The sequence below is a fragment of the Burkholderia sp. Bp9031 genome (assembly GCF_003857965.1).
GTDB classification, from domain to species: domain Bacteria; phylum Pseudomonadota; class Gammaproteobacteria; order Burkholderiales; family Burkholderiaceae; genus Burkholderia; species Burkholderia ambifaria_A.
The window spans coordinates 428,971-444,195 of sequence record NZ_QTPW01000001.1 but is presented as its reverse complement, the minus strand read 5'-3'; the positions used below and the strand labels follow the sequence as shown (position 1 = coordinate 444,195).

Sequence of the window (15,225 nt, the reverse complement as noted above, 5' to 3'; positions counted from 1 at the left end):
ATGTGCGCGCACGCGCGATATGACGCGAGGGCGGGCGTCACCATCAAGCAAGTGTCCTGAGCCCCACCGAGCCCACCTTAACCCCAGTAGCATCGATTTTTAATGGACGGAAACGCGCGCAATCGATGCGTTGTTCCCGGTCTCTGGTTCCATATGGTTCGGAATCCTGATCGTTTCTGCTGCATCGTACGTAGCCGTAGCGCTTGGTAGGTCCCCGGGGCACAATTTGCGTACAAATTGCGTAAGATCGCAGAAAACACCGTTAAAATAGGGCTCTGCGTGCGTTTTTTGTCTCCCTCGGAGGGAAGCTTTCTGTTTGATTGCACGCGATTCTAACCGACGGGCATGTGAGCGGATGACCGGAAGCGGCGTGTCGTCGGGTTGCGACACATCGGCATCCCGATGCAGAATTGTCGCGTCGACGACACAAAATTGCCGCGCAATGTCGAGTGTCTCGGATTGCGGAACATTTAATGGACTATAAAAGCATTGTCCAATCCGAATTGTGCGCGTACATTTCAGGGCCGCGCGAAAGTTTGAGAAATATCAAGCGTGGTTTTCCCGAATCCGGTGTTCGAGAGAAGGAAACATGCACAACGACAACACCCCCCACTCGCGTCGTGACAACGACGCAGCCGCATCCGGCATCACGCGGCGTCAATGGCTGCAGGGCGCACTGGCGCTGACGGCGGCGGGCCTCACCGGCTCGCTGGCGTTGCGGGCCCTGGCCGATAATCCCGGCACCGCGCCGCTCGACACGTTCATGACGCTGTCGGAAGCACTGACAGGCAAGAAAGGGCTGAGCCGCGTGCTCGGCGAACGCTACCTGCAGGCGTTGCAGAAGGGCTCGTTCAAGACGGCCGACGGCCTGTCGCGACTCGCCGGCGCGCTCGCATCCGGCTCGTTGAGTCCCGATCAGGAAGCATCCGCGCTGTCGATTCTCGGCGCGTGGTATCTCGGCGTCGTCGACAACGTCGTGATTGCCTACGAAGAAGCATTAATGTTCAGCGTCGTATCCGATACGCTCGTGATCCCTTCGTATTGCCCCAACAAACCCGGCTTCTGGGCCGAAAAACCGATCGAGAGGCAAGCCTGATGGCCGATACCGATACGCAAAAAGCCGACGTCGTGGTCGTCGGGTCCGGTGTCGCCGGCGCGATCGTCGCGCATCAGCTCGCGATGGCGGGCAAATCGGTGATCCTGCTCGAAGCAGGCCCGCGCATGCCGCGCTGGGAAATCGTCGAGCGCTTTCGCAACCAGCCCGACAAGACGGACTTCATGGCGCCGTACCCGTCGAGCCCGTGGGCGCCGCATCCGGAATACGGCCCGCCGAACGACTACCTGATCCTGAAGGGCGAGCACAAGTTCAACTCGCAATACATCCGCGCGGTGGGCGGCACGACGTGGCACTGGGCCGCGTCGGCGTGGCGCTTCATCCCGAACGACTTCAAGATGAAGACCGTGTACGGCGTCGGCCGCGACTGGCCGATCCAGTACGACGACCTCGAGCATTACTACCAGCGCGCCGAGGAAGAGCTCGGCGTGTGGGGCCCCGGCCCCGAGGAAGACCTGTACTCGCCGCGCAAGGAGCCGTACCCGATGCCGCCGCTGCCGTTGTCGTTCAACGAGCAGACGATCAAGAGCGCGCTCAACGGCTATGACCCGAAGTTCCACGTGGTGACCGAGCCGGTCGCGCGCAACAGCCGTCCGTACGACGGCCGGCCGACCTGTTGCGGGAACAACAACTGCATGCCGATCTGCCCGATCGGCGCGATGTACAACGGCATCGTGCACGTCGAGAAGGCCGAGCAGGCCGGCGCGAAGCTGATCGACAGCGCGGTCGTCTACAAGCTCGAGACGGGTCCGGACAAGCGCATCGTCGCCGCGATCTACAAGGACAAGACGGGCGCCGACCATCGCGTCGAAGGCAAGTACTTCGTGGTGGCCGCGAACGGCATCGAGACGCCGAAGATCCTGCTGATGTCGGCGAACCGCGATTTCCCGAACGGTGTCGCGAACAGCTCCGACATGGTCGGGCGCAACCTGATGGACCACCCTGGCACGGGCGTGTCGTTCTACGCGAGCGACAAGCTGTGGCCGGGCCGCGGCCCGCAGGAGATGACGTCGCTGATCGGTTTCCGCGACGGCTCGTTCCGGGCGACCGAAGCCGCGAAGAAGATCCACCTGTCGAACATGTCGCGCATCAACCAGGAGACGCAGAAGATCTTCAAGGCCGGCAAGCTGATGAAGTCGGAGGAGCTCGACGCACAGATTCGCGATCGCTCCGCGCGCTACGTGCAGTTCGACTGCTTCCACGAAATCCTGCCACAGCCCGAGAACCGCATCGTGCCGAGCAAGACGGCCACCGACGCGGTCGGCATTCCGCGCCCGGAAATCACGTATGCGATCGACGACTACGTGAAGCGCGGCGCCGTGCATACGCGCGAGGTCTACGCGACGGCCGCGAAGGTGCTGGGCGGCACGGACGTCGTGTTCAACGACGAGTTCGCGCCGAACAACCACATCACGGGCGCGACGATCATGGGCGCGGATGCACGCGACTCGGTCGTCGACAAGGACTGCCGCACGTTCGACCATCCGAACCTGTTCATCTCGAGCAGCTCGACGATGCCGACTGTCGGTACGGTAAACGTGACGCTGACGATCGCGGCGCTGGCGCTGCGGATGTCGGACACGCTGAAGAAGGAAGTCTGACCGTGCGGAAATCTACTCTCACCTTCCTCCTCGCCGGTTGCCTCGCGCTGCCGGGTCTCGTGCGCGCGGCCGATTCGGCCGATCCCGCGCAGATCAAGCGCGGCGAATACCTCGCGGTCGCGGGCGACTGCATGGCCTGCCACACCGCGAAGGGCGGCAAGCCGTTCGCCGGCGGTCTCGGAATGCCGGTGCCGATGCTCGGCAAGATCTACACGAGCAACATCACGCCGGACCCCGACACGGGCATCGGCAACTGGACGTTCGACGACTTCGAGCGCGCGGTGCGTCACGGCGTGTCGAAGAACGGCGACAACCTGTACCCGGCGATGCCGTACGTGTCGTACGCGAAGATCAACGACGGCGACGTGCAGGCGTTGTACGCGTACTTCATGCACGGCGTCGAGCCGGTCAAGCAGACGCCGCCGAAGAACGAGATCCCCGCGCTGCTGAGCATGCGCTGGCCGCTGAAGATCTGGAACTGGCTGTTCCTGAAGGATGGTGCATACGAGCCGAAGCCGTCGCAGAGCGCCGAGTGGAACCGCGGTGCGTACCTGGTGCAGGGCCTCGCGCACTGCAGCACGTGCCACACGCCGCGCGGCATCGCGATGCAGGAGAAGTCGCTTGACGAGACGGGCGGCAGCTTCCTGTCGGGCTCGGTGCTGGCCGGCTGGGACGGCTACAACATCACGTCCGACCCGAACGCGGGGATCGGCGGCTGGACGCAGCAGCAGCTCGTCCAGTACCTGCGTACCGGCAGCGTGCCGGGCGTCGCGCAGGCGGCCGGTCCGATGGCCGAGGCGGTCGAGCACAGCTTCTCGAAGATGACCGACGCCGACATCGGCGCGATCGCGACGTACATCCGCACGGTGCCGGCCGTCGCCAACGGCGACGCGAAGCAATCGCGTTCGTCGTGGGGCAAGCCGGCGGAAGACGGCCTGAAGCTGCGCGGCGCGGCGCTCGCGTCGTCGGGCATCGATCCGGCGCGGCTGTATCTCGGCAACTGCGCGACATGCCACCAGATGCAGGGCAAGGGCACGCCGGACGGCTATTACCCGTCGCTGTTCCATAACTCGACGGTGGGTGCGTCGAATCCGGCGAACCTCGTGCAGGTGATCCTGAACGGCGTGCAGCGCAAGGCCGGCAGCGAGGACGTCGGGATGCCCGCGTTCCGCAACGAGCTGTCGGATGCGCAGATCGCCGCGCTGGCGAACTACCTGACCGGCCAGTTCGGCAACCCGGCCGCGAAGGTGACCGAGCAGGACGTCGCGAAGGCGCGTTGATGTCACGCACGACGCGGCACGAAGCAGGGCAACACTGACAAGAGGAGGAGCACAGCACATCGGGCGGGCCCCGATGCCGGTTGTTGCAGAGCGGGGCGGGCGGCACTGGCGGCCGCCTGTCCTGGTTCGTTGGCAATCCGGTGCGCGCGGTTCGCGCATCGCTTTCGTTGATCACACCATGACACCGAATCAACCGTTTCTCGCGTCCCAGCGCGATGTGCTGCTGCTGCTGTCCCGAATCCTGCTCGTGATCCTGTTCGTGATGTTCGGCTGGAAGAAGATCGTCGACTTCTCCGGCACGATCGCGTTCATGGGAAGCGAGGGCGCGCCCGCGCCGATCATCTCGGCGGCGATCGCCGTCGTGATGGAGCTGTTCGTCGGCATCGCCATCCTCGTTGGCTTCCAGACGCGGCCGCTCGCGCTGCTGCTTGCGCTGTACACGATCGGCACCGCGATCATCGGTCACCACTACTGGACGATGACGGGCGGCGAGCAGATCAACAACATGATTCATTTCTACAAGAACATCGCGATCTCGGGCGGCCTGCTTGCGCTCTGCGCGGCGGGCCCCGGGCGTTTTTCGATCGATCGCGGGTGAACAGGCCGCCGGCGCGCGCATGGGGCGCGTGTCGGACGGTCGAGACTCCGAGGGGCATCATTTTGCGACTCAAACACTTCGCATGGCTGATCGCGGCCGCCGCACCGGCGGCCGCGTTCGCACAGACCAGCGTGACGCTGTACGGCCGTATCGACGGCGGCGTCGAATACCTGAACCACATCGCGACGCCGAATGGCAGTTCGACGCACTGGAGCGCGGAAGGCGGCGACTGGGGCACCAGCATGTTCGGCCTGAAGGGCGTCGAGGATCTCGGCGGCGGGATGTCGACGGTGTTCAACCTGGAAACCGCGTTCCAGGTGATGAACGGCACCACGGGCGGCGGACGCATGTGGTCGCGCCGCGCGTATGTCGGGCTGAAGAGCGACACGTGGGGCCAGCTGCAGGCCGGCCGCAATCTGTTCATCGACAGCGACGGCGTGTGGGAATTCGATCCGTTCGTTCAGCAGGCGTTTTCGTCCGCATCGCTCGTGCGTGGTCGCAACTGGCAGCAGAGCAGCAACAACATCGAATATCACAGCCCGGTGTTCGGCGGCTTCGACGTGCAGGCGCAGTATGCATTCGGCAACCAGTCGCGCGGCTTCAACTACGGCGCGGCCGACGACTTCGGCCGCTCGGACGGGATCATGCTCTCGTACCACTCGCCGGTGCTCGACGTGCGCGGCATCTACGACGAGCTGCGTGACAACAACGGCAAGTTCAGCAACATCTTCACCGCGTCGCGCGAGTATTTCGTCGGTGCGAACGTGAAGGTGTCGAAGTTCAAGATCCAGGGCGCGTATACGCACTACCAGGCGCCGGACAGCCCGGCCGGTGTTGCCGATCGCGCCGATCATTACTGGCTCGGCGCGACCTACACGGCCACTCCACAGTGGGCCGTGACGGGCGGCGGGTACTACGTGAAGGTGGGCGACGGCGGCGGCGATGCGTCGCACGATCCGTCGGGCCACGCGATCATGTATGTGCTCGGCACCACGTACAACCTGTCGAAGCGCACGTTCCTGTATGGCACGGTCGCTTACGTGCGCAACGGCGGCAACTCGAATTTCTCGCTGCTCGCGTCGCCGCGCGACGCGACGTCGGGCACGAGCCCGATGACGGGCGAGTCGCAGACGGGCGCGTATGTGGGGATGATGCATACGTTCTGAGCGGGGTGGATAGCTCACGGGAAAGGCACGGGCGGAGAGGCCCGTGCCTTTTTGCGTTTACAGCGATTGCGAAGATCATCGCGGCAAACAAATGGGTGTCGGCGGGCGGATTCGGACGCGTCGTGCCAGCCGCGGCGGTTGTTATATCGCCGCCTGCAAGTCGCTCGGTCATCGGTTCGCCGCGGGCGGCGCAGGGCGTGCACAAGCATTGCGTCGCGGATAGTACGCGCTCGATGGATTCACATTCTCTGACGTTTATGGACTGGAAACTTTTGCCATGCAACTTTTGCCATGCGCGACGATCCGCGCGGCTGCACCTCGCCGCGACATCGTTGTGCTCGACAGCATGATGTAAGGAATGCATGGTTCCGACGCGCTGCGACACGGAATGTGAAACATCATCAGTGCATGCCGGGGTAGATCACGATTTGATATGATGAATTCCGGCTGGGCGCGATTCAGCGGTTTGAACCGCGTCGAGGCTGAAGGCCCCCAGCAGCGGCTGGAATTCTGGGCCTTTTCTCGTTTTGATGAAAAATACCAATCTGCTGCCCGGCGGCTGTTTTTGTTACAACCCAGCACGGGGTAGCCCGATGGTTTCCGATCTCCTGAACAAGACACTGCGCGCACAGTACGTGCAACACGGACGCATTGTCCGCCTTGATACGCCGCTTGGTGAAGACTGGTTGGTCCCGCTTTATGTCCGGGGGCGCGCATGTCTGGGGCGAGACTTCGAATTCACGATCGACGCAACGTCGACGCGGCTCGAAACGATTCAGGCCAACACGCTGATCCGGCAATCCGTGACGCTGTGGATTCGGCAAACGGACGGCAGTGAAATGCCGATTCACGGTTATGTAACTGCGTTCAGTCGCTTGGGCGCGGACGGCGCGAACACCTACTACCAGCTTCGATTCAACTCGTTCCTCGCGCTGCTTCGACTCGGCAGCGACCGGCGCGACTGGATCGAGACCCCCGCGCAGCAAACCGTATCTGACGTGCTTGGAAAGTATCCGCAAGCATCCGGTAACGTGACGTGGCAAGTGCGCCAAGCGCTGCGCTCGTATTCTCAACGGATGCAATGGGAGTCAGACTGGAACTACGTCCACCGCACATTCGAGGAACTCGGCCTCTTTCCGCGTTTCGATATCGCGCAGGACGGCAAATCGCACAAGGTCGTCATCATGGACGATCTGTTCTCGGTTCCCGAGTTGATGCGCAAGACCATTTCGTTCAGCGGCGCGGTGCAGGACGAGGAATTTGACGGCCTTGGGGAGTGGATCGATTCGCAAGAAATCCAGTCCGCCGAACTCGACACGGGCACATTCGATTACAAGCGCCCGGACCTTTCCAAGCACGTCACGATGCCTGCGTTCGATCTTGACGACGTTCCGGGCTTGGGCGAGCAGTATGAATACACCGGGTCACATACGTGGTCGGATCGCGATATGGGTGAGAATCAGGCAAACTTTATCGCAGAGGAATGGCGCTCGCGCGCGCAGCGCTTCTACGGGGTGGGTGCGCTGCGTTGCGCATGGCCGGGCCGCTATGGCGTGCTGACAGGGCACCCCGTGCACGATGCGCAGTCGGAGCAGGATCGAGAGATGGCGATTCTCTCGGTGAACTGGCTTATCCAAAACAATGTGCCGGGTATTGAGAACTTGACGCGCTTTCGCAAGAGCCTGCGCGCGGAGGTCGAGCAAGCGCGGGCGACTGGCACGGGTTCGGCCGTGCGCCACGAGGATGGCGGCGTTGGATTCTTCCACGTCGAAATCGAAGCGCAACGGCGTCGCGTCGCATTTCGTAGTCCGTTCGAACACAAGAAGCCTGTCATGCAGCTTCAGACCGGCATCATCGGCGGGCCGGACAACGAGGAAATCTATACGGACGCGATGCTGCGCGCGAAGGTTCGCCTGACATCCGATCGGCTCAAGGACGGCGACCAGAACGTGTCGGCGTGGATACGCGCGGCGATGCCCGATGCGGGTTTCAAGCGTGGTGGCATGTTTCCGCTGCGCAAGAACGACGAAGTCTTGGTCGGCTTCATTAACGGCGATTGTGACCGTCCCGTGATCCTGTCCAGAATGCACGGCGGCGAAAGCATGCCCGAATGGCATACGCACGGGCTGACCTCTGGTTTGTTGTCGCGCGAATACGGTGGTGAAGGTTACAACCAACTGATGATGGACGACGCCAGCGGGCAGAACCGCTTGCATTTGTACTCAACGAGTTATAGCTCTCACCTCCACCTGGGCTACCTGATCCAGCATTCGGGCAACACGCGCGGCGCGTTCATTGGCCATGGCTTCGACCTCAAGTCATTGGGCTACGGTGCGGTGCGGGCCGAACAAGGTCTCTATGTGTCGACGCAACCGGCGGCTACGCAGCCGTTGAGTACGACGGCTGCATCCGAACAGCTTACCCGCGCCGAAGCGATGCTGGAAACGACTTCGAAGGCGAGCCAGACGAATCGGGCACAAAGCCAGCAACCCGGCCGCGACGCGCTGAAATCCTTCACGGACGCCACGCAGCATGCGGTCGCAGGCACGAGCAAGGGCGGTCGCACGGCAGGCGGCGGCACGGGCAATGCTAACGGCTTCGCGAAGCCGATCATGCTGCTGTCCAGCCCGGAAGGCATCGCCGCGTCAACGCAAGGATCGGCGCATATCACGGCCAACAAGCAAACCAACGTGGTCGCCGGGGAAGACATCAACCTTGCGGCCGGCCGGGCGTTGCTCGCAAGCGTACTGGAACAGATTAGCCTGTTTGCGGAAAAGCTTGGCGTCAAAATCTACGCAGCGAGCGGCCCGATAGACCTACAGGCGCAGAATGATTCGATGAGCTTGGCGGCCTCGCAGGACGTGAAGATTACGGCGGGTAAGAAGATGTACCTGTCGGCGGATGAAATCTGGATCGGCGCGAACGGTTCGTATATCAAGCTGACGGCGAACATGATCGAGAACGCAACGTCGGGCCAGATTGTTGAGAAGTGCGCGGATTGGGAAAAAGCCGGTGCCGCAAGCGGCTCGCTGCAAAACCCGCTGTATTCGTCGCCGATATCGACAGAGGGCGGGCGCTTTACTGTGTTCTCCGGTTGAGCCGCGCGGGCGGTATAGTACGACATAAAAAATTCTGAAACCGAATCCGAGTCGGGAATCATGAGCAAGACAACGCACAAAAAGAAACATCATCCAGCGGCCGCGCCGCAATCGGCACCGAAGCCAACGGAACCCGCCGACACGCCGTTGAGCTGGGCGTATCCCTTTACACCCGTCGGGAAGGCCGACGCGACTGACCCGACGACGTATTTCAATGCACTGGCGAAGTGCGAAAACGGTTTTTATCCGATGGGTGTCAGCGGCATGTGGCATGGGGGCGTGCACTTCGCCCAAGGCAGTGCCGAAATGTTGAAGCAGGACAGCGGTGTGCGCGCCATCGCGGACGGCAAGATTGTTGCGTACCGGCTGAACACGCAATACGAGGAAACGACGTACCCGAACAACCTTGGCTTGGCGCACTACTCGACCGGTTTTGTGCTGGTCCGGCATGAACTGAAACTGCCGCCGAAACCGGCACCGAAAGAACCCGCAAAACCGGCGTCGGCCCCCGCATCGGCTCCCGCGCCAGCATCGACTACCGCCGCGCCGACACCCGCCCCAGCCGATAACCCAGCGCCCGGCAGCAAACCGGCAAGCGACAAATCCCTTGTGTTCTTCAGCCTGTACATGCACACGATGGATTGGAAGACCTATCAGAAGGCGATGGGACAAGCGAAAACCGATCGGCATCCAGATCAACCGCTCCCGTCACCAATGTCGTACTGGGAAGGCGACCGGTATTATCGGGCTGGTGAAAAGGCGAAGGACAAGCAGTCTGCGCCGAAGCCGAAAGCACCTACGCAGTCGCCTGCGACGCGTACCGATGGGGCCGATAATCTACCGATTAACAACACCAATTCGAACGAACCGCCGCCCGCGAACAGCGATCAAGATGTCGATCCACCGGCTCCCGAGACTGGGTTGAACATTCGTGACCTGCCTAAAGGCAAGGTGATCGGTCTGCTGCCGAATGGTGCCGAAGTGATTGCAGGCGAAGGCGACCCTGCGCACCCGGACTGGATCAAGATCAAGACCGTCAAATCGGGGACGATCTTGTCGGCTGTCGTCGGTCAGCCCGTATCGCCTCAAGCGCCTTGGGGCTACGTGTTCAAAGGGGAACTGGATGCTGTTGTCGATCCGCAGCCGCTTGATACTGTCGTGGTCCTGAAGGAGCCGCAGCGCGTCAAGGCGGGCGACGTCGTCGCGCATGTCGGCCAGTATCAATGGCCCATGAAAGCCAGTCCGATACCGCCCCAGCCGAACCACCCGATGTTGCATCTCGAAGTGTTCGCGGGTTCGGATTTCAAGGATTTCATGGACCAAAGCCGCAATCGCGCCAAGGAACTGAACGACAAAAACAAACCGCTTCTGGAAATCGAGCCGGGGGCGAAATTGGTGAGCGAGATTCCCGCGCCGGATCAGAAACTGACCCAAGCCGGATTGAAGCTTGTGCCAATCGGCGATGTGAAGGGTTCGCGCTGGATCAAGGTGCAGCCGAAGAGCGTGACGACCCAGCCCGCGAAGGGCAAGCAGAAGGCTGGGCAAACGTTCACGGATGTCGGGAAACCGCTGTGGGTCGAAAGCAGTCTCGCGAACACGATCAGCACAGCGAATGTTTTGGGCTGGCAGAACTTTCCGCTGGACGTTTCCAAGGCGAGCGGGCCGGGCGCGGATTTCCGGGACGTGCTTCGTCGTGCCGAACTCGACACGCTTGGCGCGGGCAACGTCGCAATTGATGACAAGGGCCATCATTGGTGGAATATCACGATTGGTTCGAAGGACGGCTCCGAGCTGAAAGGCTGGGTGTGCGACACAGACCACCCACACGTACAATTTCGGAGTTCTTGGGAATGGCCGGGTTTCGAATTGGTCAACAACGGCAGCGTTCGCCCTGTCGATATGTTCCAACGTCACATCCATACGACCGAGCAATATCTGGCGGACGAGGACGGCACCGAGTTTATGGGGGTAGCCGCGAAGGTCAACGCCGGTGAACTCATCACGAAACTTGAAAAGGCGATCGATACGAATCACGACGGGAAGGTGACGGCACAAGAACTGAAACACGCACTGGAAACGCGTTGGATGGCCGAAGCGATATCGCATCTTGTGGTGCGCAACGAAACCGAATGGGGCGGCGGTCTCGGCAAGTGGGAAGAACTCACCCCACTCATGCAGAAGCAGACCGAGATGTGGAAGACGGAACTAGACCGGCTCGCGAAACTTCAATGGTGGGAGCAAATCAAGGGGGTTGATGGGCTTCCCTCGGACCTTTCGCCTTGGCACCTCCATCCGATTGGATTGATCGGGAATTTTCTGGTAAGTGGTGGATGCAATTGCGCTGGCTCACGACTTGAGCTATCAAGCATGCGGAAAATTGCGACGGTCTGTGGTGATGCGAAAATTAACGAGTATCTTGATGCTATAAATCAGGCGTTTGTTGATTACAAGATCGACGCGTGTATGCAGCGCGCTTATTTCATCTCTCAAATTCTTACGGAAAGTGGCGAGTTCAGATATACCCGAGAGTTGTCGAAGAATAATAGTCCACTTGAGTATGATCCGTGGCGAGGTCGGGGGTTAATTCAACTTACGCACCAGGAAAATTACCAAGCCTATCAAGATTACTCCGGCGAGGATGTAACGTCCGGGATGCCGGCGATTGAGAAGGTTGAGAAGGCTCCGCATTCGGTTTTGTCGGCGGCTTGGTTTTTTGCCATTCACGTCAGCTTGCTCAAGCCTAGCGAAGAAGATGATTTGATTTGGGTGACTCGTATTATAAATGGTGGCTTTAATGGGTACGACCATCGGTTGAGCTATCTCAATCGCGCTATCAAAGCTCTCGGGATAGAGGCTTGCGCAAAGCTGAATCGGGCGGGTGTATATAGATTTGAGGAAAGTCGCGCCTATAACGAGAAGCGCGCATCATTTGGTTGGGGGCATTGGCACGATCCAGGGTCGGCAGTGTCAGGCACGCCCAAGGATAAAGACGAGGCCATCAAGGGATTTAGACGATACCTTGATCTTGATGATGCGGCGGGTAAGCCGGTAGATAAGCATGGCAAGCTAAAAGATCAGAATTGGTATCATATCGCCATTGTGCGTCCGCATGCTGAAGCGAGACTTGCGGCGCTAATGAAATCTTAATTAAGGGTCTGATCATGAATCGAAGAAATGCATTGAGCATTATAATTTTTTACTTATTGGCTTTGTGTGCCTCTCCTGCCTGGGCGCTGTCGAATAATAATAAAATGGTTGGCGACTTTGAGGGGGTTGGGAAATTTGGCACCTTCACATCTGAAGTTGCAAATAATGGATTGAATATTCAATATTACTCGCCTTCGTTGCAGCGATCGCTTTCGTATAGGGTTGAGGGCTTCGATGAATGTAGCATGATGGGCATCTATATTATTCCACATACAAATCTGCTGACTGTTGATGGGAGCTGTTCTAGTCAAGGGGGGCAGATATATCGCTACATTTACAAGTGGAGTGCCAACGAGAAAAACTGGTGCTTGATCCGTCAAGTTACTGGAGAAAAATCCGACATTACGTCTGGAACGGTAGTTCCAACGGAAGATGTTTTACGGGTAAGTGGTTGTTCGACTATAGGGAAAAATGATTCGCTGACTTATGAGCCAAAAGAGCAGGTGCGGAGCGAAATTCGCAGTGAATTGGATGATTTCAAAAAGGCTGCACGAGAGCAGTCGTCGCTGGAGAAGTATATCGCTGAGGTGCCTGATTTTCGCTTGGCTGAGCTTGGATCGTATATCGATGCAAGCAATGTTGAGGATATCAATAATTTGGCGTTTTATCTGGAAAAATATAAGAGGAGCGGCGATGCCGTGGAGGTGTTGCAGTCTTTGGTAAAAAAATTTCCAAATCGAGCCGTGGCTAGATTAAATTTGGCCGATGCATATTGGGATATTGATGCCAAAGAATTGGCGACTCCTGAGTATCGGGAGTACAAGCGCCAAATGAATGCGAAAGGACTTTCCGAAAAAATTCCCCCTAGGGTCCTGGATAGGATAAGGTAATTTATTTTTTGTTTGCTTTTAAATATGATGAATCTAATCCGAGTGGGTGACGATACAGACCACGGCGGTAAAGTCGAAACGGGCTCATCGACCATGAAATTCGATGGCCGCTATGTCGCCCGCAAAGGCGACCGGGTATCGTGTCCGCAGCATCCCGACGTGTCGCCGAACGTCATCGAGGAGGGTGACGAATCGATGAAGGACAACGGCATTCCGATTGCGCGACACGGCCATCGAGCGACATGCGGCTGCCACCTGATTTCGAGCCTCGCGTAACGCTACAACAGCGGCGCGAGGCCCGATCTCATCGGGCACCGCACGATCAGAGAGCCGTCGTTCTTCGACAGCACGACGAGCTGCGTAAAGCTGTTGGCAGGCGCGTAGCGGGACAGGTAGAGGTCGAGCTGAAGGATCAGCGCGCCCATGCTGCTTTCAATGAACGCGTTCTCGTCCGCCGCCATCACGATTTCAAAGCCTCTCACAAGGGCGGAATGCGGCTTGATCGCCAGTAGTCGCTCGACGACGTTTCGCTTCACGAACGAAATCGCGCCGACGTGTTCGGCGCGTCGGTCGCTCGGCGCAAGCTGGCGCATGAGCTTTATGAAGTCCGGCCACCCCTCACGTGTCAACTGCGTCAGGTTGGCCGTCGTCAGCGCAATCACGCGCCACTGCGCTTCCGCCTCACGGGACGCGCTATAGGTCGGTGTCGGCTGTTTCAACAGGGTAATCTTGCAAGGCACTTGATCGTTTTCGTTTTTGAGATCGCCCGTGGGCGAACCGATCCGTATCCGCGACGGCCAGTCGTGGTTTGTGCACGTGAGGTCGGCGCTCAATTGCAGCGGCATCTTCGCCGCCGCCGTCCCGTCCGCGCGCAGCAGCACGAGCGACGTTTCACGTCCGGGATGATGGATTGCCGCGTAGGGATCGTGACGCGCAATCCAGAACCGTTCGCCGGTCCCGACTCCCCACGCATTCAGCGGCGGAATAACGGTTCCATCTGACCTATCGCGAACCGCGTCAATTGAATAGATGCCACGCATGGTCGGTCGATTCGGCTTCGGCACGAGAGGATAGTCCGCGACGATTTCGCCGCGCGGCGACTTGACACCCACGTGCGCAAACAGGTTCACGATTGGTGTACAGAACAATCCGATGTTGTCCGCCGATAGCGGGGTGAGCGCTTGCGCGATGCGCGAATCGGCGTGCACATCACCAATCGCTAGATGCAGTGTTACGCGTCGCGCGCGGCGCGTTTGGGCCGGTTCAAGACATCGGCGTAATTGAATATCGACGAAATCGAACTTGTCCGGAAATCCGATGTATTCGAGGAGTGGTTGAACCAGCGGCGAGGTTCGCGATGGCGGCAGCAGCATGTCGGCCGGGCCGAATCCGACCGGTGCGACTGGTATCCCGGCAATGGGTATCCAGCGTCCGCTGTTGTCCGCTTCGACGAATGCGCCCCGGACACGCAGCAGGACCGTATCCAGCATTGCCACGACTGTCTGGCGTTCTCCGGTGAAGTGGACGCGCAGCGCGTCGGGCGAAACCGCTTCGAGCGGCGCGGCGGTGCCGGTCGACTCAATCGTGATGGAGATGAAGCAGGTTGTGTTCGGCGGCAACGCGACGCGTGCCGGTGCGACGGTACTGCGTGAGAATCGGGCGCTTGAGATACGGACCGGCGCAAGCGTTACGTCATAGGCGGTCCGAAAGCGAACCTCCCCGCCGCGCGACGTGAGTTCCATGCCACGCGGCAAGACGACCGGCTTGTCCGGCAAATCCTTGACCGGATCGAGGCGAGCGATCGAGCATGCCGGGAACGGCCGCAGGTAGTGCGGATGCAAGACATGAAGCAACGCTTCGGTGAATTTCGGTGCGCCGTCGTCGAGGTTGACCCGGATTTCGGCTGCAATCAACGCGAATGCCTGCATCATTCGCTGGACATGTGGGTCGTCCGTCTGCCCGCTTGTAAAGCTCAGGCGAGCGGCAACGCGTGGATACTCGTTGGAGAAGATTACGAACTGATCTTCCAGCTTCGCCAGTTCCTGTTCATAGTAGCCGCGCAGCTTGTCGTGCATATCCAACGTCGTAGGGTCTCTGCGGTTCACGACGAGCGCCGTATTGTCGTGCGGTCATCGTAGCCGATTCTTCATCCTCAGCGTTAGCCACCGCCCGATAGTCCGACGCTAAAATATGACGGTGGATCAGGCTGTATAGAAATGCATGAGTGCGCGGTTGGTGCTCGTGTCCGGGCCTGTCGATAGGAGGGAACAGGGCCGGAAAGTCGCGTGTGAGGCTGAAAAACGTCCACGAGGGTTGCTGGCCGAGGTGATC

11 protein-coding genes are annotated in these 15,225 nt (G+C 59.8%); 10 read left to right on the top strand and 1 reads right to left on the bottom strand.

Annotated elements, in window-relative coordinates; translation table 11 throughout:
* Window positions 1-589 precede the first annotated feature (589 nt).
* From DIE15_RS01960 to DIE15_RS01920, 10 genes are all read left to right on the top strand, one after another.
* Window positions 590-1,096: a sugar dehydrogenase complex small subunit gene (locus DIE15_RS01960; RefSeq protein WP_124832236.1), complete on the top strand. Its 507-nt coding sequence runs from the start codon at window positions 590-592 to the stop codon at window positions 1,094-1,096.
* Entirely contained in the window at window positions 1,096-2,715 is a 1,620-nt protein-coding gene (locus tag DIE15_RS01955) for a GMC family oxidoreductase (protein WP_057924954.1), read from the top strand. Before DIE15_RS01960 ends, DIE15_RS01955 begins: the two co-directional genes overlap by 1 nt.
* Window positions 2,716-2,717: 2 nt before the next feature.
* Complete coding sequence (locus tag DIE15_RS01950) at window positions 2,718-3,995, top strand: cytochrome c (protein WP_124832235.1); 1,278 nt, start codon at window positions 2,718-2,720, stop codon at window positions 3,993-3,995.
* A gap of 178 nt (window positions 3,996-4,173) precedes the next feature.
* The gene (locus DIE15_RS01945; protein WP_057924956.1) at window positions 4,174-4,593 is read left to right on the top strand and encodes a DoxX family protein; all 420 of its coding nucleotides are present in this window, start codon (window positions 4,174-4,176) and stop codon (window positions 4,591-4,593) included.
* A 62-nt stretch (window positions 4,594-4,655) separates the two neighbouring features.
* Window positions 4,656-5,759 carry a porin gene (locus DIE15_RS01940; RefSeq protein ID WP_124832234.1) on the top strand — a complete coding sequence of 368 codons (1,104 nt, stop codon included), beginning with the start codon at window positions 4,656-4,658 and terminating at the stop codon, window positions 5,757-5,759.
* 433 nt (window positions 5,760-6,192) lie between these two features.
* Window positions 6,193-6,348, top strand: a complete 156-nt coding sequence (locus DIE15_RS36835; protein WP_185734337.1) for a hypothetical protein — start codon at window positions 6,193-6,195, stop codon at window positions 6,346-6,348.
* A 4-nt stretch (window positions 6,349-6,352) separates the two neighbouring features.
* The gene (locus tag DIE15_RS01935) at window positions 6,353-8,857 is read left to right on the top strand and encodes a type VI secretion system Vgr family protein (protein WP_124832233.1); all 2,505 of its coding nucleotides are present in this window, start codon (window positions 6,353-6,355) and stop codon (window positions 8,855-8,857) included.
* A 60-nt stretch (window positions 8,858-8,917) separates the two neighbouring features.
* Window positions 8,918-12,004: a lytic transglycosylase domain-containing protein gene (locus tag DIE15_RS01930; RefSeq protein WP_260428160.1), complete on the top strand. Its 3,087-nt coding sequence runs from the start codon at window positions 8,918-8,920 to the stop codon at window positions 12,002-12,004.
* A 14-nt stretch (window positions 12,005-12,018) separates the two neighbouring features.
* Window positions 12,019-12,894, top strand: a complete 876-nt coding sequence (locus DIE15_RS01925) for a M48 family metallopeptidase (protein ID WP_124832232.1) — start codon at window positions 12,019-12,021, stop codon at window positions 12,892-12,894.
* A gap of 24 nt (window positions 12,895-12,918) precedes the next feature.
* A complete protein-coding gene (locus DIE15_RS01920; RefSeq protein ID WP_057924960.1) occupies window positions 12,919-13,170 on the top strand; it encodes a PAAR domain-containing protein in 252 nt (83 codons plus the stop codon).
* Window positions 13,171-13,172: 2 nt separating this feature from the next.
* On the opposite strand, the gene tssF is transcribed toward DIE15_RS01920, so the two are convergent.
* Window positions 13,173-14,969, bottom strand: a complete 1,797-nt coding sequence (gene tssF, locus DIE15_RS01915; protein WP_124832231.1) for a type VI secretion system baseplate subunit TssF — start codon at window positions 14,967-14,969, stop codon at window positions 13,173-13,175.
* Window positions 14,970-15,225: the final 256 nt, after the last annotated feature.